Genomic DNA, 23,580 nt, shown 5'->3' on the forward strand with positions numbered 1-23,580 from the left:
TTCTATTTTCCCCCTGTTGAATAGTAAAGGATTTCTTGTTCATTTGTCTCATGCGTAAGGAGCTCTTTCACAATCCGTCCATCATACATGACGTAAATACGGTCGGTAATGGAGAGGATTTCAGTCATTTCGCTGGAAGCATAAATAATTCCTTTTCCATTTTCGGCCAGGCCGCTAATTAAATCGAAAATGTCTCCCTTTGCTCCTACATCGACCCCTTTTGTAGGTTCATCGAAGACATAGATTTCCGCATTGCTCATCAGCCATTTGCCGACTGCGACCTTTTGTTGGTTCCCACCGGAGAGAAGGGCGACCTTCTGGCTTTCACTCGGAGTCTTAATTCCGAGATCCTGGATCATCTTCCTGGCTGCCTCCTTTTCCGCCTTTGGCCTGAGAAATCCAAGCTTGGAAGTAAAATTATGCAAGTTGGATGCCGATAAATTGCTGTAAACGGGTTCTTCCACCAGGACGCCTTCCTTCCGACGCTCTTCAGGAACAAGTGCCAGGCCATGTTTCACTGCGGCATACGTTGTTTTTATTTTAACCGGATTGGTACCTATTAATATTTTTCCGCTTTCAATTGGGAGGGCGCCAAAAATTGTTTTACATAATTCTGTCTTCCCGGCACCAACCAGCCCTGCAATCCCGATGACCTCCCCTTTTCGGACATGGAAGCTAACATCCTTTATAAGACCGCCTTTCTCGTAAAGACTAACCACTTCCAAAGCGATTTTTCCTATTTTGCTATCAGGTTTTTGATGTTGCTCGATAAAGTTCCTGCCCAGCATATATTCAATAACATCCCTTTTTGAAAGTCCTTCAATTGGTTGGGTGATGACGTTTTTGCCATCCTTCATAATAGTAATCGTCTCACAGATTTCAAAAAGCTCAGGAAGGCGATGGGAAATAAAAATAATCCCTACGTTATTGTTGGCAAGATCGCGCACCACCCTGAACAACTCCTCTGTTTCCCTATGACTGAGCGGCGCAGTAGGCTCATCGAGAATCAGGAACCTCTTTTCTTCCACAATTGCTCTTGCGATCAGCACCATTTGCTTTTGTGCAAGGTCAAGGTCGGCAACTTTCATCTTCACATCAATGTGAAGGTTTAATAGATTCAAGGCATTTCTAGCTTTTCTATAAATCTCTTTCCAGTTCACAAACTGCTTATGTTTCATCTTAGTGGCCAGCACATCCAGCATGATATTTTCACCGACATCCAGATAAGGAATTAAAGCCGTATCTACCTCCTGGTAGACTATATCTATTCCAAGTTCCTTTGCGGTACGCGGTGAATCGATATGTACTTCATTGCCGTTTATCAAAATTTTTCCGGTGTAGTGGTTATAAGCACCAGACAGAATTTTCATCAAAGTTGATTTTCCTGCGCCGTTTGCTCCAATCAGCGCATGGATTGTCCCTGACTCCATTTCAAAATCAACATCCGAAAGGGCCTTAACTCCAGGGAATTCAATTGAAATGTTCCGCATTTCTATTTTGGTTTTGCACATTTATTATTTGTCCCCCCTATCCAACCTAGCTTGCAACCAATACAGGAGAAATGGGAAAAGAGTAGCAATCTAGCAAACTACTCTTCTCCCAGCCCCCTTACTTTTTATAATTTTCGCGGAGCTTATCCATCCACTCTTCATTAAATGCATCAGACTTGCCCCAGCCCTCGACAACGTTCTGCAGATTTGTCATATTCGTATCGTCATTTAAATCGTCTTGTTTAATGAGCTTTGCTTCAAGGTCATACGTATCCGGCGTCTCTTCCCCTGCCAGTTTCTTAGCCAATAGCCTCATGTTCACTATTCCAATCAGGCGGGGGTCTACCGCTGCGGTAGAAAGCCAATTGCTCTTATCTTCACGCATAAAGTTGATATCCTGATTTGAGATATCAATCGAAATAAGTTTAATATCGGAACGGTTGCTGTCCTTCATTGCCTTATAGGCGCCCTTTGCCATTTCATCCCACGAGCCCCAAACCGCATCTACAGAACCTTTTGGATATTTAGCTAGAATTGAGCTGACTTTCGCGGCAATGTCTCCCTGGACGTCTTGGAAGTTCGTAGGCCCGATGACTTCTAACGTTTCGATTTTATTGTCTTCTTCATATTTCTTGTAAATTTCCTGGCGTCTGTCGAGCGGTGGGACACCAGGCCCGAACCAGAGCTTAATAACCTTTACCGGCTTTCCATCTTTTGATAAAGCCGCGATTTCATCCAGGGAAAGTTCGGCCAGTTTATAGTCATCCTGGAAAGTAGTCGTGACACCGTCAAGAGTTTGGCCATTTTTGTCAATAACTGTGTCAAAAGTGACGACTTTCATACCTTTATCTACAGCAGGCTTAATCATGTCATATGAATAATCCTTTTTGCCGTGTGAAATGATCAATCCGTCATAATCCTTTTGGATTGCCTGGGCGACCAGCTCCTGGAACTTCGCATCATTATTTTCCGCAATGAAAGTATCCACCTTCATCCCAAAAGACTCACCCTCACTTCTTGTCCCGTCGAGGAACTGCTTAGTGTGGTCATCAGAAGGAAGATTTCGGATAACAGCAATTTTAATCCCGCCCTGGACGCCTTCAGGAACACCTTCAACCTTTTTGCCAGAAGCCTGTTCCCCTTTTCCTGAGCAGCCAGCAAGTATGATTAGTAATGAAGTAATGATCAATACAATCCTTTTCATATTCATGAAAGTACCCCCTTTTCTTTTACTCCCGCCAAAACACAGCTTCCATCAAATTCATCCTTCAAGAAAAGAACTTTCCCCTCCCCCGCCCTCCTAATCGTGTGCCATAATAAACACCAATGCCAAAAGTATGTTCTAAACTAACACAAACATGTTCAAACCGAACACCTTATATTAAATTTATCCTCTTACGCATAAACATGTCAACATATTTTTTCACTTTTCAAAAAATTGAAAAACAGCGTTAAGAAGGGGATGGCCCTAGTACTTCTTTCGGAACCCGAAAGAATCTGAACCATCCCCGTTTCATACCCCTGCAAACTTTAAAAAAGAACAGAAAATCAAATACCAGTCATTCAGCTATTGAACACTGCCCAAAATAAATCCGCACTAAGCTTCAATAATTTCTTCTTTTTGTTCAAGCGCCTCAGGCAGCCCTACGAGCATGTGGGCCATATGGACAATGCCCTCCTCAAAATCCGCAAGGCGAATCGATTCATTCGGCGCGTGGGCTTTTGCTTGAACCCAGCTTACTCCCGTGCTGACAATTGGAAGCTGAAGCTGCTCGCCAAAAATATGCATCGGGCCAGTTCCCGCGGAGTTGGGTGCGAGAATGCTTCCTGCCTCATATACATCATTTGCGGTTGCCATCACATGCTTAACAAACGGATGGTTGAAATTGGAACGGTAGGCCTTTTGTCCGCTCAGGAGTGTGACCTCCACATCCTCGAATCCGTGCTTGGTTAAATGCTTTTTGACACACGAAAAAATATGGTCCGGATCCTGCCCGGGAACTAAACGGCAATCAAGCTTCGCCTTTGCGCTTTTTGGCAGGACTGTCTTCGTCCCTTCGCCCGTATAGCCGCTGACAATCCCGCAAATGGTCATCGTTGGGTGAAAGACCATCGCTTCCCGCGGATCGATTCCCTTCTCGGCAGTGATAAGCGGGCGCTTCAGCCCATAGAGGCTTGCGGTCGCCACTTCATCAAACGGAAGCGCAAGGACAGCCTCGATTTCCTCCTCCGTTGGCGGAATGATGCCATCATAAAATCCTTCGACTACAATTTCATTCTGTTGATTTTTCATTGTGGCAAGCGCCTGGACGAGACGCCACGCCGCGTTATCAACATATGCCCCTACCGATGAATGCATATCAATATCGGCCCCGATGCAGCTTAGCTCCAAATAAGCCATCCCTTTAATTCCAGCCACCATATTGATTCGCTCTTTTTCATCCTTGCCGCCAAACTCCCAAATACAGGCTTCCGCTGCGAATAAATTCTTGTACTTCGTCAAGTATGGCGCAAGGTTCGGGCTGCCAATCTCCTCTTCTCCTTCAATGAGGAACTTGATGTTGCATGGAAGCCCACCCGCTTTTTGCAGCACCTTGATGGCAGCGAGACGGGCAACAAGGTCACCCTTATTGTCTGAAGCCCCTCTTGCAAAAAGAATTCCGTCTTCAATGACCGGAGTAAACGGGTCTGATTTCCATTCATCAATCGGTTCTGGCGGCTGGACGTCATAGTGGTTGTAAAACAATAAAGTTTTGCCGGCATCCCCTTCCTCCCCCGCTGCAAAAAAACCATATACGACAGGATTGCCTCCCAAATCATCAAGAACCTGGACTTCGCCTCCAGTTTCCCGAATCATTTTTACAACATATTCAACCGTTTCAGAGATGCCAAAATTCCGTGCTGATATGGACGGAAGTCTCAAGTAATCCTGTAAAGTTCCAATGGCATGTTGTAATTCCTCACTTGCAAGCTTCCTCAGCACGTCTAATTGCGGTTTAACCATCAAACAACCTCCTAAAATGATGTTCACTCTATTACTTCGGCAAACGAAAGAGTATCCCTTCTATTTTCTCACTATTCTTTTAATAGTGTATCAACGGTGAAGGAAACAAATGACTACTTCATAAATCTATTGGAACCTGAAACCCACAGCTTCGTTGTTTCAAGCTCTCCCGCGAGACGGAAAAGCTTGTCTTCTTTTCCCCTTGCGGCAATAAACTGGACACCGCACGGAAGCTCGTCGGCAGTCAAATGCATCGGGACAGACATGGCCGGCTGGCCTGTTAGGTTCGCCAATTGGGTGAACGGTGTTCTCATCAGACTTTTCTCAGCCAGCTGGTCAACGATGCCAAGTTTTTTTAACAGACTGCCCGTCCGGGCGCGCCCAATCAGATTTATGGCCAGCTTCTCGGCAGCCCCCGGCTCGAGTTCGCCAATTTTTGCAGGTGGATAGGCTGTTGTCGGGGTCATGTAAAAATCATAGGTTTGATGGAATTCTTCCATTACAAAGGCAGCTTTGTCCCATTCCCGTAGGCTGAGAACGAACTCTTCCGCCGATGCCGCTTTTCCAAGGAGCCCCAAAAGCCAGGTCGTCGGTTCCACGTCGGTAAACTTCGCTTTCCGGCCTAGCACTTCCTCCAGGGAAGCAATCGAGGCTGCAACCTCGCCAAAATACATCGTCAAATAGCTATTGGCCAGCTTTTTGCCATCCACAGGTGGCTCTGCTTCTTCGACAACATGGCCCATTTCTTCCAAAAGCTTCGCCGTTTGATAGACGGCTTCCTTGCATTCAGGGTCAACCGGTGTGCCAATTGGTGAAGTGACTGAAAACGCAATACGCAATCCCTCGCCAGTTGGAAATGATGCTTGTTCAAGATAGGATCCATCAAACCGTGGTGCCAAAAAGGCCGCTCCTTTTTCTAGGAGCGTCAATTCATCGAGCATGGCGGCGCTGTCCCTGACTGTTCGGGTGAGGACATGTTCAACAGAAGCACCTTGCCATTGTCTCCCGAAAACGGGCCCAACCGGCGTCCTTCCCCTGGTGGGCTTCATGCCGAACAAACCGCAATACCCTGCAGGAATACGAATCGAGCCGCCGCCGTCATTCGCACCGGCTATCGGGACCATTCCCGATGCCACTGCAGCAGCCGAGCCGCCGCTAGACCCACCGGGCGTATAGTGTTCATTCCATGGATTTCTTGTCGGCCCATGGCATGCTGGTTCGGTAATACCCATCAGAGCGAATTCCGGCACGTTTGTCTGGCCCAGAAAAATCGCACCTGTCTTTCTCAGTTTACTTACATAAGTTGAATCTTGTATCGCACGGTAATCTTGGAGTGCCTTCGATCCGGCAGTCAGCGGTTCTCCTGTGATTTCCTGGGTAATATCCTTCAGCAGCATCGGAACACCTGTAAAGGTCCCGGACAAATCACTAGAAATGGCGCTTTTCATTGCTTTCTCATACATTTTGTTGATGACCGCATTCAACTTAGGATTCAGCGCTTCAATTCTACTAATCGCTTCCTCAACCAATTCCTTCGGCTCGACTTCCTTCTTTTTTACAAGCTCCGCCAATCCAAGCCCATCAAACGCCCCATACTCACGAAAACCCATCAAATCCCCCTCCAAAACAATCTCTTTAACTACCTATTCGATACCCGTCCCAGGTATTCCTCTTTGAGGCAGGGGACGGTTCCAGTGCTTCATTCGGAACCCGAATGAAGCAGCGGAACCGTCCCGCTGCTTCACCGTTGCTTCATCTGTTTCCCCCTGTTATAATGGTTTTTTTGTTTGCTGTTCCATATCTGTCTTATTTTTGTCAAAATCCTGCCATTGTAATAGTTCTAAATTTTCAATATAATACTAGTAGCATTTGTTGAGAATGGGCAAATCTAGTAGGGGGATTTACCAGAGCAGGCAAAGGCTATAAACACAGCAAGTCATTTTGCACAAGTGGGGGGAAATCATGAAAAATCTATTGGGGAAATGGAATCAGATCAGCCTGGTAAAGCAAATTGTCATTGGCCTTGCCATTGGGGTTGCGTTGGCTTTGGCGGTTCCAGAAGTTGCAAAATCGTTGGTCATCTTCGGTTCATTATTTGTAGGTGCGTTAAAAGCAGTTGCACCGATACTCGTTTTATTCTTGGTTATGTCGGCTATCGCGCAGCATAAGAGCGGCCAGAAAACCAATATGAAATCCATTCTTACCCTATACTTGCTGGGAACCTTTTTGGCAGGGTTGATTGCAGTTATTGTCAGCTTTATTTTCCCTGTCACCCTGACACTCGCAGAGGGTGCCGAGGGCATGGAAGCTCCCGGCGGAGTGATTGAAGTTCTCAAAACATTATTGATGAATGTCGTCGATAACCCAGTTAAAGCCATTTTCAACGCAAATTACATTGGAATCCTGGCCTGGGCCATCGTTCTTGGCCTAGCATTAAAAAATGCGCCGGACTCAACAAAAACAGTCATTACGAATTTCTCGGAAGCCATTACAAAAGTGGTTAGGTGGGTCATCCGACTTGCGCCGCTTGGCATCATGGGTCTTGTCATCGATTCAATTACAACAAGCGGGCTTGACTCCTTGCTTGGCTACGGCAGATTGCTGCTCATTTTGATCGGCTGCATGCTCTTTGTTGCTTTGGTCGTCAATCCGCTGATTGTTTTCTTTACAGCGCGTCAGAATCCATATCCACTCGTCTTCCAATGCATCAGGGAAAGCGGTATTACCGCCTTTTTCACACGTAGCTCAGCCGCCAACATTCCTGTTAATATGAGGCTGTGCGAAAAGCTCGGATTGGACAAGGATACGTATTCTGTTTCAATTCCGCTTGGCGCGACCATCAATATGGCAGGCGCAGCTGTTACAATTTCTGTCTTGACTCTTGCTGCAGTTCACACACTTGGCATCAATGTGGACATCCCGACTGCCATTATCCTAAGCGTACTGTCAGCCGTTGCCGCGTGCGGCGCTTCGGGTGTTGCCGGCGGTTCACTCCTGTTAATCCCGCTTGCATGCAGCCTGTTCGGTATTCCAAACGATGTCGCCATGCAAGTGGTCGGCGTTGGCTTTATCATCGGCGTCCTTCAGGATTCCTTTGAAACAGCCCTAAACTCTTCAACAGACGTACTCTTCACAGCCGCAGCCGAATACCGGAAAAAACGGCTTGAAGGAACAAACTTTAAAATGAAAAAAGCCGTATAACCAGACACAACAAAGCCCGCAATCGCAAAGTGCCGATTGCGGGCTTTTTTTCGAAGCAGGGGGACGGTTCCGCTGCTTCACCGGCCCTTTGGGTGCTCTTGGAGCCTTGAATTGAACGTCTATCTTGGTTTGTGGTCCTTGATTCCATTGCCCAGGAGCAGCTTCATCTCCTGCTGGATGATCTTAACTACTTCCTGGATGAACTTTTGTGGATTATGTTTGAATTCTTCAAGCCGGCCGCAGCCAGTCAAAATTTGGACAATGGTCCTCCGGGTCAGATTCGTGCGATTTTGCAGCTCGGTAATCACATCGGGCAGCACATGGGCAGCGTCGACAGTTTGGTCGACCTGCTCTTTCAGCACGGCTCCGCTCACACCAGTCATCCGGTCAAACCCGGAAATCGTGTCCTTCCGGCTAATGATTCGTGTTTTGTCAATCCTGTTCATTATCCTAATTGCCTCAATCGACTTCCGGATTAGCTCACCGCTGTCAATTTCAATCGAAAAGACGGTTTTTTCCTTGATTTTGTCCCATACTTCCATAAAAACCTGGCTGTCGGCAACCGCTTTATCCTGCCTTACCCTTTTCTTCCTGCTCGCATCCGTCACGGGCAGGCCGTTAGTGATTTGCTTCAGCTCCTTCAACACTGCGGCCCGCCATGGCTGAAACTCATCCGGAAGCACAACCTCATCATCCTCCAGCGCTTCCTTCAGCTTCGCGGTCGACTTATCCTTTTGGTCGACATACCCTTCCGCCTTCAAGACTCCATATAAGTTTGCCGAGTAATCATAACCCATCGCAACCGGCTCTTGCGTCACCTCGTCCAAGTAAGCCAGCCTGGCAAAATTATGCTTTTCAATTTTGCCAAAAACAATCCCGGTCTCCTCTTCCAATTCGGTCTGCAGATTGGCGACAAACTCTTCGTACGATTCATTGGCCATGACTGTCAGTGTATTCACATCATAATCCGTCACGCGCTCCCCGTCCTGATTAACGGCAAGGCGCAAGCCCCGGCCAATCTCCTGCCTCCTGCTCACATACGTCCCGCCCGAATCCTTTAGCGTACAAATTTGAAAGACGTTCGGATTATCCCACCCTTCCCTTAAAGCGGAGTGGGAGAAAATAAACCGGAGTGGTTCGTCAAGGCTCAGCAGCCGTTCTTTTTCCTTCATAATCAATCTGTAAACGTCGGTATCCGCAGTGACATTCCCTTTTGTATCCTTCAACACGCCCTTTTTATCTTGGGCAAAATAGCCGTTGTGAAAGTTTTCAATTTCAAACTCGACATCAATGCCAGCAAAAAGGGGCCGATATTTCGGTTTCCCCGCCAGTTGCTTGTATTCCTCTTCAAACATGATGGCATACTTGCCTTTGACCGGATTCCCGCCCTTGTCGTAATCCCGGTAATTAGCTACCTTATCTATGAAGAAAAGGCTTAACACTTTAATGCCGAGGTGCCTGTAGCGAAGCTCTTTTTCAAGATGCTCTTCTATCGTTTTACGGATTTGGTACCGCTTCAATGTGTCATCATTCAACTCGCCAAGCGAATAACCGACAGCTAAATAATGGCCATTGATTTCAATCGATTCATTGCCAGGCGTCCAGTCGATTTGCTCGACCCGGTAAGCGCGGTACAGTTCGCGGCCACCAGAAAGGTCGAAAAGGTTCTCGTCATTCTTGACCATTTTTGCAACCCGCTTCACGTACCCTTGGGTTTCCACATCAAGCTCAATTTTCGCCCTCTGCTCACTCACTTCAAGCAACTTAATATACGGCATGTTGAACGATTGCTCTGACCTGACAGACATGACCTCAATCTTCTTGACCAGTTTCTTGTTATACGCCTTTACGGCATCGAGCCGGTAAATCAGATTATATTGATCAATAGGCGTCGCTGAATATCTTAATGTGCATAATGGAGCCAGTGAGGCGATCGCTTCTTTGGACTTCGGGGTCCTGTCGACACTCTGCGGCTCATCAATGATGACAATTGGGTTCGTCTGCTGAATGAACTCAATCGGACGATAGCCATTAAGAAGGTCATTGGCTCGGTGGATGACGTTGGTTTTGTCCTCTTTTTCGGGGGTAGTGAAGCTTTTCCGGAACGCATCGATGTTGATAATCATTACCTGGATTGCCGTAGCCATGGCAAAATTGCGCACCTGTTCCAATTTTGCCGAATCATAAATGAAATATTCGAGCGGCTGACAATCGTACAGCTCCTTAAAATGCTGCTCGGTCATTTGCAGCGACTTATTGGCACCCTCACGAATGGCAACGGACGGCACGACAATGACGAACTTCGTGAAGCCGTATTGCCTGTTCAGCTCATAAATCGTCCTTAGGTAGACATAGGTTTTCCCTGTGCCAGTCTCCATTTCAACCGTGAAATTCATCCTCTCGAGCAACTCGCTTCGCGGAAGCCCATTCTGGATCTGAACTTCCTGGACATTTTCCAACAGTTCCTCCGACGTCAAGTCAAGCCGGTTCCCGATGCCCAACTCCGTTTGAATCATGCCGGCCTCCGCACCATTGGATCCGGTGAAATTCGATTGCCTGTTTGCCTGTCCCAGGAAAATATTCGCAACGGCATCGATGGCTTGGCGCTGGTAACTAAGGTCTGCCTGAAACTTCAGCTTCACACCTTACACACTCCTAACATCATGGATCCCATTCTTCCTCAAAGTCTCGATTGCATTGGCCTTCACTATATCATCCATGAATTCTGTATCTTGAACACGCTATCATTCATAACTAAATCTACAGTAAATAATAGCATACAAGTGAGGCACGGGGACGGTTCCATTGCTTCATTCGGGAAGCGAAATAATACCGGAAACACGCCCATGCAGGAGGAGTTCTTAAATGCTCTAGCGCTAATTTTGCCAATTAAAAACCAGACAGCTTAAATTTTAATGTCTGGTCTTTTATTCTACAAATTATCAACACCCATAATTTTTTCGAAATTCTCATCAAACTCCATTAGTTGCTTCGCTGTCTTGTTTAGTTTTGAATTTCGAGGATTTATGATTCCGATAATTTTCATACGAACCTCTTTTAAAAGTTGAACCACTAAAGTGCTTAGGGCATCGCCACAGGGGCAGATTACGATTTTATACATCTCTCCAATTCCGTACTGCCGCATTTGTAGCAGATTTTGGAGGAGTAGCTTAAGAGAGTTTTACAGCGGATGCATCTTTTCATCTTCACTTTCACTTTAATCACTCCCTGTATATATTATTTATAGAAGTATGAACGAATGAGTAAATTAGTGAATAAAGACAGCCTTACAAAAGTTCACAGGCAAATCTCTTTACAAAAACCTTCTAAACTAGTAATTCTCCAACGGAATTGGAAAGTCCTGCTTAAGGGGTGAAGCACGGGAACGATTCCACTGCTCCATAATACCGAATAAATTAGTAGCATCCATAGATGGAACGAAATGATATGATTTAGAGGTGAGGCGGTACGGCTGTTAGTTTGAAAGGGGGAAGGGAAATGAACGAAGCAGCACAAATGTATTGGAATGACTATTGGGATTCGAAAGGGACAGAAAGGCCAGCATCAGTCAGCGCTTGGCAATTCGGCGATGACCCGGATTATTTGGCACAACTGGTCATAGACGGCATTAAAACAGCCACTTGTTCCGGCTACATATTTTATGAACTAGAAAATGAGCGGTTGCCAGCTGTCGGCGACTATAGCATCGTCCTAAATAGCAAAGACGAAGCTGTAGCGATGATTAAAACAGTCAATGTCAAAAAAATGCCGATGAATGAGGTACCTGAGGATTTTGCCATTGCAGAAGGCGAAGGAGACAGAACGTATCGGTATTGGAAAGAGGCGCACGTCAGGTTCTTTACCGAAGAGCTGAAAAAATTAGGACTTGAGTTTTCCGAAGATATGATGCTCGTATGCGAACGTTTCGAATTGGTCGATGTAAAAGGTCGGTAAAAATGCTTTGAATTTTCCGATGCGTTTTTCGTTTTCGCATTTTCTTTATTCATGTTGAAGCAAGGGGACGGTTCCGGTGCTTCTTTCGAGTTCCGAATGAAGCACCGGAACCGTCCCCTGCCTCACTCCAACAAATGCCGCAGGAACCTTTCCCTGTCATTGAAAAATTGGTTCATGAGGGTGTAGTGGCTGGTGTTTTCGAGGCTGGTTTCGTTGATGCCTTCCTCGGTTATCTCCAATATTTTCGCATCTGGGTAGGCCATGATGACGGGTGAGTGGGTTGAGATGATAAACTGCGAGCCGGTACGGACAAGCTGGTCAATTCTTGCCAGCAGTGACATCTGCCTGAGCGGTGACAAAGCTGCTTCAGGTTCGTCAAGGATGTATAGGCCGTTCCCTTGAAACCGTTCATTAAACGCGGCAAAAAAAGACTCGCCATGCGACTGTTCATGGAGCGATTTTCCGCCGAAAGAATCAATAATCCTCCCTCCGCCGCCCACCCGGTCCATTTCTTCTATATTTGTGGCAAGATTATAAAACGTCTCGGACCTGAAAAAGAAATTGTCGGTTGGCATGAATACCCCTTTAACAAGGCGGAGGTACTCGTGCAAATCTGAATGCGAGTCATAACTTGAGAAATTGAAATTCAACGTGCCGCCTTCCGGATTAAATCCATATGCAACCGCAATTCCCTCCAGCAACGTTGACTTCCCCATTCCATTCTCGCCTACGATATACGTAACACTCGGATGCAATACAAGGTCCTGAAAATTCCGGATGACCGGAAGCTGAAATGGGAACCGGTCATCCGACTCAACCATTTCTTTTTTCAAAATAATTTCCCTAATAAACTGTGTATGCCGCTCCAGTTTCATCTCTGCCACCCCATTTTGTACCCACTTCAATTTTCTTTCAATCCAAAGAGAAGCAGCGGGACGGTTCCACTGCTTCTTTCGAGTACCGAATGAAGCGCTAGAACCGTCCCCTGCCTCACTCAACTGTAAATTTTTCTGATGCCTTATATTGCTGTCCATTTCTTGGTGTCATCCAGGCGGTTAGTGTATAGTCGCCTTTCTGCAGATTTAGTTCGTGTAAATTGATTTCGTAGTTGAATGTATCACCTTGTAAGATTGTCTCTTTTCCCATTACTTGCGCAAATAACGCGGCACTGGAAAACAGGAATACTTCGTTCCCGTCCTTGTCCATTACAGAATAATCAACTCGCTGGGAGCTGCTGAATTCCAGGTTCACAGCTTCCTCTGTCTGATTATTTAGTTCATATTGAAAAACAAGCGGGCTAATCTCTGTCAGAGTTGCCTTCACTTCATTTGCCACAATCCCTTTTCCTCCTCCATTGACCTTTTGTGCAGGTTTATCAACTGGCGCCTCGTTCGCTGTTCCACATCCTGTGACCAAGGTTCCGAGCAGCAAAATCAGTAAAATTTTCTTCATGTGACACCGCCTTGTTGTTTTTAATTGCCCTTGTACTATATTGGTCGAAAAAAAGCTTTTTAATGTTTCAATGGTTGGCGGTATTATTTCTTACTTTCCCTAACAAGTAACGGACCAATCCACTTGATAATTGTTAGATAATGCGCAAAAAATCCCCCTTGCCGACATAGCAAAGGGGCATTCCAAACTCACCCGCAACATAACATTCTCAGGAAATTACCGAAGAATTATTTATTTTACTCAATCACATACACGGCAGCTAAAAATTCTAGTGGCCAGCCTAACCGTTTATGATTTCATCAAGATATCTTAAAGAGTAACTGTATTTGCTTATTCATATATATAATAATTGTTGGAAATAGCTTGCTTATACCAATAATAACTATTCTTTTTTGTTCTCTCTAATGTCCGAAAATTCACATGAACAATGCCAAAACGTTTACTGTACCCTTCTGCCCACTCAAAATTATCGAGAAGAGACCATGTAAGATACCCTTTAATATTTACACCAGATTCAATACTTCGGCTTAAGGCTGTTAAATGTTGCTTCAAATACTTAATACGGCCTTCATCGGCTACAACGCCATTTTGCGGTTCCTCATTATAACAACTGCCGTTTTCCGTAATATAGATAGGAATGTTTCCATATCTGCCGGAAATGTAGGTCAATACCTTAAAAAAACCTTCCGGATATACAGGCCATCCTATATCAGTTCTTTCATATCCCATTTCAACGAATTCACTGTCAAATAGACCCTCGTTTTCTTTAAATCTGGCAAGGTGACCGGTATAATAATTGATTCCAAGAAAGTCTATCGGTTCCTGGACTATTTGCATGTCCTCGGGATTCATTTGCATTTCAACGTCTTTTCTCTTAAACCATTCAACCATGAATTGCGGATATTCTCCTTTGAATAAAGGATCCATAAACCATTCAATAAAATAGGCATTTTCTCTGCGGCACGCCTCTATATCCTCCTCCCGGCTACTAAATGGCTCAATCCATGTCGTATTTGGTGCGATTCCTATTTTGCCATCAATAGAAATGTCGCGGAATTTACGGACAGTTTTCCCGTGGGCAACCAATAAATGATGGGATATTTGCACTGCAAGTTGCAAATCCCTATTTCCCGGTGCATGTGCCCCTATATAATTGGATAAAAATGAGATACACCATGGTTCGTTTAATGTAATCCAAAGTTTAATCTTGCCATTAAACTCTTTGAACATGAGCTCCGCATAGTGGACAAAAGCATCAATCGTCTCCCGGTTTGCCCACCCGCCTTTTTCTTGTAAAACCTCCGGAAGATCCCAATGATATAGGGTGCACATGGGTTCAATCCCGTTTTCAATGAGCTTGTCCACAAACTTATGATAAAATTCCAAACCTTTTTTATTAACTTCTCCCATTCCGTTTGGAAATATTCGCGGCCAGGAAACGGAGAACCGGTATAGATCAATTCCCAATTCCTTCATAAGTTCAATATCTTCTTCATACCGATGATAGCTATCACATGCCACATCACCATTGTCTCCGTTCAATACCTTTCCTGCGGTATGTGAAAAGGTGTCCCAAATTGAAAGCCCGCGCCCATCTTTAAATGCAGCCCCTTCAATTTGATAGGAAGCAGTTGCGGTACCCCACTTAAAATTCTTTGGAAATTGTATAATCGCCATTTGTAAAACCTCAATTTTGTTATTATTTTGTAAAAGACGACTCCCATCAAAGGGCAGCAGGTTTAGCTTTTTATGGCTCCTTTTGTCAAACTATCGATAAAAAACTTATTAAAAATCAAGAATATAATAATTAGTGGGACAGTTGACCAAAAAGTACCGGACATAACCATGCCATAATCTCTCACATATGTATCATTTAAAGATCGTATCGCGACTTGAATCGTGTGCATGGAAGAGTCCTTCAGAACTACAAGAGGCCACATAAAGTCATTCCAAACACCCATATAGGTAATAATCCCCAGCGTCGCAAATGCAGGAAGAAGCAACGGTACAACCACATTCCAATAAATCCTGAAATGTGAACAGCCATCTATTTTAGCAGCTTCGATGAGTTCATCTGGAACAGACTCCTTGATATATTGCCTCATCCAAAAAATCCCAAATGCACTTACCATTCCTGGTACGATGACTGCTTTTAAATCATTTAACCAACCTAATTTCGTAATGATGACATAAGATGGGATTAATCCCAGCTGTGGAGGGATCATCATAGTGACTAATATAAAAGCAAACAGCAAATTTTTCCCACGAAAGCGGAGTTTAGCAAAAGCATACCCTGCCAATGAACATAAAAACAAGACTGAAAGAGTGACTGTTGTTGAAACAATAAACGAATTTAGCAGTGCCTTGAAAAAGTCAATATTACTTAATACATTCTGGAAGTTTTTAACCAATTCTTTTCCCGGCAGCATGGCTGGAGGCATTTTATTGACGACATGGGTCTGATTTGTCGCAATCACAAACATCCAATAAAACGGAAACAAGGAAAGAAGGGAGCCCATAAATAATAGAATGTAAGTGAAGATTTTTGAAATAGACCATCTTTTCTTCTTGTCTCCTGTACTTGTAATCTTCATCAATTTTCATCCCATCCTTTCATTTTGTATTTCCGATTCGATTGGTAATCAGTACATTTATCGTAGAGACCAATATAATGATTAAAAACAAAACGATCGCAGTAGCTGAAGCGGTTCCGAATGCATTATTTACAAATGCTTCCCTGTACAAATATAGAACAACTGTAATTCCTTCTTCTCTCATTGCCCTGCCAACAAAGACAAGTGGTTCGGTAAAGAGCTGGATTGAACCTATTGTAGAAATGAATATGGTAAAAATTAGAACCGGTTTTAACATTGGCAGTGTCACATACCTAATTTGCTGCCGAAGATTGGCACCGTCTATCTTAGCAGCTTCATACAACTCATTTGGAATGCTTTGCATGCCTGCTAAATATATGATGGTGTTGTATCCAACCCATCTCCAAAAAACCATTGAAGAAATAGCAATTTTAACGCCCCATTCATTTGTACTCCAATTAATTGGTGGAATATTAAAAAGGGAAAGTAACGCATTAACCAGCCCCGTCTCAGAATTCGTGAATAAAGTACCAAAGACTATTGCTACAGCAACAATTGATGTAACATTGGGCAAAAAGAAGGAAACTCTGAAAAAGTTTTTGAATCTTATTAAAGCGGAATTCAATGCAAAAGCGAGAAGAAATGCTACAAGCAGCTGAGGAAGAGTTCCCATTAACGCAATGATAAACGTATTGTAAATTGACTTCCAAAATAATGGATCTTCAAAAATGAGTTTGAAGTTCCTCAAACCGACGAACTCCATTTCCCCAAGGCCATTCCATTTCTGAAATCCAAGATAAAAACTATATAAAATTGGAAATAACCCAAAAATCGAAAATAATATAAAAAAAGGGGATATATACAAATACCCAGCGATTTGCTCTTTCTTTCTTTCTGTCAAATTAAGAGTAAATTTTTTATTTTTTACTTTCACTTTCTTTGTATCCGTTTGCAAAATTGGCATCATGTCCCCCCGCTTTACCATAAAATCCTTAGAAAGATTGGCAAGCGTTCACTAGCAATCATTTCTAAGGATTTTACATTTACTTTTTTATTGTCTTTCAATTTGCCGCTTTATTCTCTTGACGGCCTCTTTCCACTCTTTTTCAGGGTCGCGGCCATCAACTGCCACATTTGTCAGAGCCGTCTCAATTTCTGTGTCCGCAATTGAGTAATACTTTCCTGTATAAACATAATCAACTTGTTCTGCTGCTTCAGCATATGCCTGAGCAGTTTTCGTATTGCTGAAGTATTCATGGGTGAATTCAGTAAAAGCAGGATCTTTGTAGATTGACGGAGTGGATGGGAATAATCCTTCCGCCTTAAAGGATTCAAGTTGATTCTCCGGCGAAAGCAGCCAGGCTATGAATTCATATGCTTCTTTTGCATGTTTGGATTGGGACGGAATTCCTAAGTATGAACCTCCATCATTGGCGGCACCTTCAGGTAGCTGAGTAATTGCCCATTTACCCGAAGCATCCGGAGCGTTTCCTGTGATAACATTTTGCAGCCAAGCTGGTGCAAGTAAAGTAGCGAAGCTTCCCTCATTCATTCCTGTTCCCCATTCAGGAGACCACATTTCCACTTTTCCTACAACCCCGTCTTTAATTAGCTTAACAGTATAATCATACGCTTCTTTTACATATGGAGATGACTCGATGATTAATTCATCCTTGGTATTAAAATAAGATTCTGGCGCTTGGTCCCTGATAGAACTAAATACAAAATCAGCGTTATCAGTCATTGGTACGCCCGTTTTTTCTTTTATTTTCAGCGCAGCTTCCCTGAAATCATCCCAGGTCTTAATTAGACCTTTGACCTCATCCGGTTTGGTGGGCAAACCTGCTTTTTCAAAAAGATCAGTCCGATAATACATAACCGTAGGGCCTATATCAGTTGGGATTCCCAACACAAATTTTCCGTCCTTGCTTGTTCCGACCTTCCATTTCCAGTCAAGATAATCTCCCTTAATATCGTTCGCTCCAAAGTCAGCGAGGTTATTAAATTTATCCTGGGCATCAAGGTATTGTTGAATGTAACCGTTCTCAATCATAGCAATATCCGGTGCACCACTTCCGGCGGAGATAGCTGTAAAAAGATTGTCATGGTGGTCTGCATAGTCAGCTGACTGTATTTTTATTGTTACATTAGGTTTAACTTTTTTATATGCATCCAAAAACTTGTCATAACCCGGGCTTCCAAACACCCACATAGAAAGTGTAATATTTTCTTTACCATCCCCATCTTTCGTTTTTGAACTGCTGCTATTTGAGCATGCACTCAAAATAAGTGTTAGAACCAATCCGATAATAAGCATCATTTTTCTCATATGCAATGGAATTCCCCCAATTTAAATTATTTCAAATCAGCCTACTTAATTTCCTGCCCTCCTTAAAAAATATATTTCACTTATTTGCACATAAAAAATTTGTACAAATAAAAGTTCCACCTACTCAGCTTAACTGTCCTTCACCAACAAGTTGAGGCAAAAAGGATTTGTTTTCTTCTATGATGTCATCCAATATTGCTTTTGCCAGGTTGACTGAACCTACCAATGGATGAATCGCTAACGCCTGCAGGGCAATTTGATAATTCCCGGTTACGCCTGCCTCTACCGCCAACTCTTCGTATGCCTTTACAACTTGCAGCAGCCCCCGAATCTGCGGGGACAAAGAAGTATCTAATTTAACGGGGTATGCTCCCTTGGCATTAATTACACAATTTACTTCTATAGAAACTTCATCCGGCAGGCAAGGAATTGTTCCATTATTTTTAACGTTTACAGTTTGAATGTCCCCTTTATCGTTATAGATGGAAGAAATCAAATCCAACGCGGCTTCTGAGTAATAGGCTCCTCCCCGCTCCTGAAGCTGAGGCGGTTTAATATCAAGTGCTGGATCTTTATATAGTTCAAATAATTCCGCCTCAACCTTTTGAACGATTTCAGCTCTAGTACCTGTTGTATTTAATGAATCCAGTTGTTCAGCCAGCATTTCATCCCGCATATAAAAATAACGATGGTAAGCGCACGGCAGAGCATTCAGTGATTGTAAGAACAATTCGTCCCAACCAAAATCAGGCACATTCTTCATCGTTAACCCTTGCTCCCCCGATGCTTTAGAGAGCACCTCATCAGTAATGTCTTTCCCGCTAACCATTACTTTCGTTGTCCAATTCAGATGATTAATGCCGACCATTTCGAGTTGAACATTGGCTATATCTGTTTCACAAAGATTTGCGATCTGCATCTTTGTTCCAATAGGAATATTGCATAGACCAATTGTCTTAACATTCGTGTGCTTCAACACTGCTTCTGTTAAGATTCCAGCTGGATTCGTAAAGTTAAGTAGGAATGCATTTGGAGCCAGTTCCTCTATTTCCTTACAAATGTCCAAAATAACCGGAATTGTCCGCATCGCCTTAGCAAATCCTCCCGCACCGGTAGTTTCTTGTCCTATGCATTTATACTTCAAAGGAATTTTCTCATCACGGGCCCGTGCTTCCAATAATCCAACACGAATTTGAGTAATGACAAAATCCGCATCTCTTAAAGCCTGTCGCCGATCGAATGTTAGCTTTAAATCTATTGGTACCCCTGCCTTTTCAAGCATTCTTTTTGCAAGATTGCCAACAATGGTTAACTTTTCGCTTCCTTCCTTGATGTCTACTAGATAAAGCTCCTTTACCGGCAGCTCATGATACCGTTTAATAAAACCTTCAATTAATTCAGGGGTGTAGGAAGACCCACCACCAATTACGGCTACTTTCAAACCCTTGTCCATTTTTTATAACCTCCATATGATTCAAACTTCTTATAAACATCAATCGAAGCAACAATATCCAAATGATCCATAGCCAATAATATTGAACCGTATACAGGCTCCATATCTGGGATACATAATTTTATGTCCGGATTAATATTTGAAATAGTTTTTTCAATAGAATCGAGAAGATATTTATTTCGGCCCTTCTGTAATACACTTCCTGTCAAAACAATTGGGATGATACCATCTAAATCTCCGAGCCTTTCAATTACGGAATTGGCAGCCAATCCGAGTTCTCTTCCTGTTTCCATTAATATTTTTATAGATGCAGGATCACCTTCATCTGCCGCTTTATGTAAAACTTCTGTTAATTCACTTGGGACTTCATAAACTTCAGTGTCTAAAAAGGAATTGATTAATTCCTCCATAGTTGAAAAGTTAAAAAACGCTGGCACTTCTTTTACCAAAATCGAAGGTTGCTCCCTTTTTTCCCAGGACCGGACAGCGGCTCTAAATGTTTCAACAGCCATTTGTGAGCCTCCTGCGAAATCCCCATATAAATAACCGAATCCACCAGTTTGAATAACTTTTCCTGCTTTATTCCTGCCTGCTGCATTTGTCCCAGTTCCACAAACCAAAACAACGCCCGTATTAGTAGGGGAGCCCGTCCGCAGGCCTTCCATCGTATCGCAAACTACATCCCAAGTGGGAAAAGAAAGACTTCCAAGGGCCGGCCTTAATATTTTAAAATCTTTTTCACGGTCGGCACCAGCCAGGCCAAATTGTACAAAATCTATATCGCCTTTCTTTAGCTTTGCTCCTGATAAAGCGCTTTCAATAGACTCGTGAATATTTGTCAAAGTTTGTTCTATGCCATTCACCTGGTGGTTTCCACATCCTGAAATTCCCGATCCTAGCAAATTACCATATTCATCACTAATAACCGTAAAAGTCTTAGTGCCGCCACCATCAACGCCCATTAAAATAGCCAAGTCTATCCCTCTTCTTTTAAGTTATTATTTATTAAACGGCAATTTAATCAAATCTACCAATCTTGCACCAATTCAGGAAATACTTGTTGTAATGATTATATATTTGTTATTACAAATTTGTCAATAATATCTTTGGTAATTTTCTGATAACAGATAATTATGTAGTGTTTATCAAACAAAGGCGGAGAATATTATTAATTGAAAGACATTTCGTTCAATTTGTTCTATAATTGTTACTACAAATCACGAAAAGTATTTACTGGGGGAGTTAGTATGATTCAAGATAAACAGGAATCTTCATTATACAGTCTGGTAAAAAAGTCCATTTCAGAAAAAATTCAATCAGGATTGTATAAGGTCGGGGACAAATTGCCTACTGAGATGGAACTTTGTGCGGAATATAATGTTAGTAGAACAACCGTCCGACTTGCATTGGACCAATTGGCCTTGGAAGGCAGGATTGTAAAAGTTCAGGGAAGTGGTACATTTGTATCTAAGCCCAAAATTTCACAGTCACTTTCCACTGCTGGCAAAGGATTTGTGGACCAAATAATCGAACAAGGTTATCTTCCAAATATTGAGATTTTAGATTTGAGAGTAATACCTGCAGATAAGTCTCTTTCGAAAAAACTAAAAATTAAGGAAAACGATCCCGTAAACCGGCTTGAAAGAATCCGCTATGTAAACGATGAACCGATGCAATATGAAATCGCCTTCATCCCATGGCATTTTGCCCCAGGGCTTATCAATGATGCGGAGGATTGTAAAAATTCTTTATTTAAACTGCTTCAATTAAAATACAATGTGAAAATTAAGAAAACCCTTGAGGAAATTGAACCAATTCTAGCCGATGAAAATGTGAGCAAACAATTAAATATCTCCAGAAGCACCCCAATATTTTCATTAGAAACAATTACTTATAATGATAACGATGATCCTATTGAATACTCAGAAGCCGTTTTTCGTGGAGACCGATATAAATTCACAATTGAAAGGCTGTATGGTTGATCAGGATTGTTTTTAAATCATTCTGTATTTTTAGGAGTTTATGTCCCGATGATTATAAACAGTAAATTCCATCGTATTATGGAGATGTTCTCCAAATACTTTTTCCTTAATATAATTTGGCTTATCATGTGTTTGCCGATAATAACAATTTTTCCTTCGACCTCCGCGATGTTTTCTATTATCCGAAAGTGGACTATGAAGGAGGAGCTAGCCAATATTGCTGGCGAATTCTTCTATCAATTTAAATCAAACTTTTTTAAAAGCTTTATAACCGGTTTTATTTGGATTTTCATTGGTTTCGTGATTTACCTGTATTTTTTGATTAATCTAGAAATCTCATCTACCATTCTTTTTTATTTATTGGTTTTTCTTTGTTTAGGGTTCTTGTTAATGTCAGTTTATTTAATACCAGTTCTTGTTCACTATGATATTTCAATCATCAAAGTTTATAAGTTTTCAATTATTTATTCGATAAGCCAGCTTCAATATACTCTTTTAAATTGTCTTTTCATTAGCTTATTTGGGATTATCATTTACCTCCAGCCATTTTTTTGTCTTTTTCTATTTAGTATTTTTGCCCATCTTATCTATTTTATCTGCCATAAGTCTTTTGAAAACGTTAGTAAAAAAACTAACAAAAATTTATAGTTATTATTATTTATTTACTCTTTTTTGTTATATTTTTCCTCTGCATTTGTTACAGCAAGATAAAACCTGATTCCCATTAAAATAGTCTGAAGAAGGCTAAAAATAATCGCCCATGGCTTTTATGGCCTGGGCGACTGTTATTTTTATTTAAATACTATCTTGCATTTTCGGGAATCTTAATTAATCTACAGAACTTCCGACTCCAGCCTGAACCCTTCCACAACAACATCTTCATCGACTTCTAGCAATAGGCACTTTTTGCCATTATACGTAATGTATTTAATATTTTTCAAGTCTTTCGGGTTTACAGTTACATCCGCTATTTTCGTATTAATTTTGATCGACTTTGGGACGAGGCTGCTCGCCTTGAATTCGTGTTTTTCATCGGAGATAATCGCTTTGAAGGCATGCTCCACTTTTGCAGAGTCAACATTTTCAACACCGCTTGCTGTCAAAATATGTTCAACGTCCCGGGAATCCAGTTTCGGAACTTCGCTTTCTTCCATTTCCTCGTTTTCCTGCACCCTGCGGTCAATTTCCTCGTACACATTGGAAATAACCTTTGAATCGACTTCATCCCCAATCACATTTTTCAAAATGAGTTCAAAGCAGTCCTTGTCTTCCTTAGCCGTCATGATTTCTTCACAGTTTAGAACCTCTTCTATAAATCTTCCATCCGGCTGATTGACTTTGCCGGCACAGTAAAGAATGTGGTTCACGTCTGCGGCATTGTCAGTAAACGCCGGGAATAAAAATCCGGACAGTGGCGATGCGAGATTAATAATCGGATCAAGGAAATGATGTGATTTGAATTGCTTCTCGATATAATCAAACGTCAGCGCCCGTTTTGGCTGATCGGTTTTATTGACGCTACAGAGGATAAATTTGCTTGCATAAACCTCATCATCCCCGCCCAATTCTGAATCCAACTCACGCTTTTTTGAAGCCTTTCGGTATTCGCCGCGGATGAACGTCACCACCGTATCAAATTCATTAGCTGATTGCGCGAACATTTTCTTAACAATGCTCAGCATGTTTTCTTTCCAGTCATCCGTTATATCAGCTTGAAGTCCCTCATAAAGGATTGTCTGCGTACTGCCTTCAATATCAGGCTGGAACTTCAACTCAAACAATTTCGCATCAAGCTGGCCGGTCAACACCTTTTTAAAGTTGTCCAGAAACAACTCCTGTGCTTCCTGCTCGAGCATTTCAAACGGCTGGCTCACATGATGGTAAACCTCGCCCGTCTCCTTCTTCACATACACATTAAAAATTTCCCCAAGCTTTAAGTTATAGTTATCCAACTTAAACTGCTTTCGAATATTCGCGATGTCTTTTTTATTCATTCGTCTCAACTCCCATCCCTGATTATAATGCCGGGACTGAAAAATAGAAAGAATCAGGATGTGCAAATGCATCAAAAAAAACAGCCGCCCAAAACTTGTTTGGGACAGCCTTTTGAAAATGTTATTT

General features: G+C 42.6%; 17 protein-coding genes and 1 pseudogene. 4 read left to right on the forward strand and 14 right to left on the reverse strand.

Translation table 11 applies throughout. From position 1 onward, the window contains the following. Positions 1-2: 2 nt before the first annotated feature. The 4 genes from D1B31_RS19030 to D1B31_RS19045 form a co-directional block, all read right to left on the reverse strand. Positions 3-1,511: a sugar ABC transporter ATP-binding protein gene (locus tag D1B31_RS19030; RefSeq protein ID WP_118923390.1), complete on the reverse strand. Its 1,509-nt coding sequence runs from the start codon at positions 1,509-1,511 to the stop codon at positions 3-5. A gap of 97 nt (positions 1,512-1,608) precedes the next feature. Beyond that, on the reverse strand, positions 1,609-2,700 hold the full coding sequence (locus tag D1B31_RS19035) for a sugar ABC transporter substrate-binding protein (RefSeq protein ID WP_240035346.1): 1,092 nt from the start codon (positions 2,698-2,700) through the stop codon (positions 1,609-1,611). Between the two features lie 387 nt (positions 2,701-3,087). Continuing rightward, positions 3,088-4,494 carry a M20/M25/M40 family metallo-hydrolase gene (locus D1B31_RS19040; RefSeq protein WP_118923392.1) on the reverse strand — a complete coding sequence of 469 codons (1,407 nt, stop codon included), beginning with the start codon at positions 4,492-4,494 and terminating at the stop codon, positions 3,088-3,090. A 113-nt stretch (positions 4,495-4,607) separates the two neighbouring features. Further along, entirely contained in the window at positions 4,608-6,104 is a 1,497-nt protein-coding gene (locus D1B31_RS19045; RefSeq protein ID WP_118923394.1) for an amidase family protein, read from the reverse strand. Positions 6,105-6,456: 352 nt separating this feature from the next. Between D1B31_RS19045 and sstT the strand changes: the two genes are divergently transcribed. Beyond that, complete coding sequence (sstT, locus tag D1B31_RS19050; protein WP_118923396.1) at positions 6,457-7,695, forward strand: serine/threonine transporter SstT; 1,239 nt, start codon at positions 6,457-6,459, stop codon at positions 7,693-7,695. A 128-nt stretch (positions 7,696-7,823) separates the two neighbouring features. On the opposite strand, the pseudogene D1B31_RS19055 reads toward sstT, so the two are convergent. Continuing rightward, positions 7,824-10,337: pseudogene (locus D1B31_RS19055) on the reverse strand (DEAD/DEAH box helicase family protein); the annotation flags it as partial. A gap of 856 nt (positions 10,338-11,193) precedes the next feature. Here D1B31_RS19055 and D1B31_RS19060 point away from each other — a divergent pair. Beyond that, entirely contained in the window at positions 11,194-11,649 is a 456-nt protein-coding gene (locus D1B31_RS19060; RefSeq protein ID WP_118923400.1) for an ASCH domain-containing protein, read from the forward strand. 122 nt (positions 11,650-11,771) lie between these two features. Here the strand turns inward: D1B31_RS19060 and D1B31_RS19065 are convergent, their stop codons facing one another. The 8 genes from D1B31_RS19065 to D1B31_RS19100 all read right to left on the reverse strand — a co-directional run bounded on the left by D1B31_RS19065 (position 11,772) and on the right by D1B31_RS19100 (position 20,451). Next, positions 11,772-12,524 carry an AAA family ATPase gene (locus tag D1B31_RS19065; RefSeq protein ID WP_118923402.1) on the reverse strand — a complete coding sequence of 251 codons (753 nt, stop codon included), beginning with the start codon at positions 12,522-12,524 and terminating at the stop codon, positions 11,772-11,774. 115 nt (positions 12,525-12,639) lie between these two features. Then, positions 12,640-13,101 carry a BsuPI-related putative proteinase inhibitor gene (locus D1B31_RS19070; RefSeq protein ID WP_118923404.1) on the reverse strand — a complete coding sequence of 154 codons (462 nt, stop codon included), beginning with the start codon at positions 13,099-13,101 and terminating at the stop codon, positions 12,640-12,642. A gap of 330 nt (positions 13,102-13,431) precedes the next feature. Then, the gene (locus tag D1B31_RS19075; RefSeq protein ID WP_118923406.1) at positions 13,432-14,778 is read right to left on the reverse strand and encodes a GH1 family beta-glucosidase; all 1,347 of its coding nucleotides are present in this window, start codon (positions 14,776-14,778) and stop codon (positions 13,432-13,434) included. 62 nt (positions 14,779-14,840) lie between these two features. Next, a complete protein-coding gene (locus D1B31_RS19080) occupies positions 14,841-15,620 on the reverse strand; it encodes a carbohydrate ABC transporter permease (RefSeq protein WP_420846130.1) in 780 nt (259 codons plus the stop codon). A 94-nt stretch (positions 15,621-15,714) separates the two neighbouring features. Beyond that, positions 15,715-16,659, reverse strand: coding sequence for a carbohydrate ABC transporter permease (locus tag D1B31_RS19085; RefSeq protein WP_118923410.1), 945 nt, complete (start codon positions 16,657-16,659; stop codon positions 15,715-15,717). Positions 16,660-16,746: 87 nt separating this feature from the next. Continuing rightward, positions 16,747-18,024 carry an ABC transporter substrate-binding protein gene (locus D1B31_RS19090; RefSeq protein WP_118923460.1) on the reverse strand — a complete coding sequence of 426 codons (1,278 nt, stop codon included), beginning with the start codon at positions 18,022-18,024 and terminating at the stop codon, positions 16,747-16,749. Between the two features lie 124 nt (positions 18,025-18,148). Further along, positions 18,149-19,477 (reverse strand): 6-phospho-beta-glucosidase, encoded by a 1,329-nt coding sequence (locus tag D1B31_RS19095; RefSeq protein WP_118923412.1) that lies wholly within the window; start codon positions 19,475-19,477, stop codon positions 18,149-18,151. Beyond that, positions 19,462-20,451 carry an N-acetylglucosamine kinase gene (locus D1B31_RS19100; RefSeq protein ID WP_118923414.1) on the reverse strand — a complete coding sequence of 330 codons (990 nt, stop codon included), beginning with the start codon at positions 20,449-20,451 and terminating at the stop codon, positions 19,462-19,464. Before D1B31_RS19100 ends, D1B31_RS19095 begins: the two co-directional genes overlap by 16 nt. Positions 20,452-20,724: 273 nt before the next feature. On the opposite strand from D1B31_RS19100, the gene D1B31_RS19105 reads away from it, so the two are divergent. Then, a complete protein-coding gene (locus tag D1B31_RS19105; RefSeq protein WP_118923416.1) occupies positions 20,725-21,459 on the forward strand; it encodes a GntR family transcriptional regulator in 735 nt (244 codons plus the stop codon). Between the two features lie 84 nt (positions 21,460-21,543). Beyond that, entirely contained in the window at positions 21,544-22,107 is a 564-nt protein-coding gene (locus D1B31_RS25240; protein WP_420846132.1) for a YesL family protein, read from the forward strand. A 185-nt stretch (positions 22,108-22,292) separates the two neighbouring features. Here the strand turns inward: D1B31_RS25240 and D1B31_RS19115 are convergent, their stop codons facing one another. Further along, the gene (locus D1B31_RS19115) at positions 22,293-23,453 is read right to left on the reverse strand and encodes a DUF4317 domain-containing protein (protein WP_118923420.1); all 1,161 of its coding nucleotides are present in this window, start codon (positions 23,451-23,453) and stop codon (positions 22,293-22,295) included. Positions 23,454-23,580: the final 127 nt, after the last annotated feature.

This window comes from Neobacillus notoginsengisoli, from assembly GCF_003515685.1.
Lineage (GTDB): Bacteria > Bacillota > Bacilli > Bacillales > Cytobacillaceae > Bacillus_D > Bacillus_D notoginsengisoli.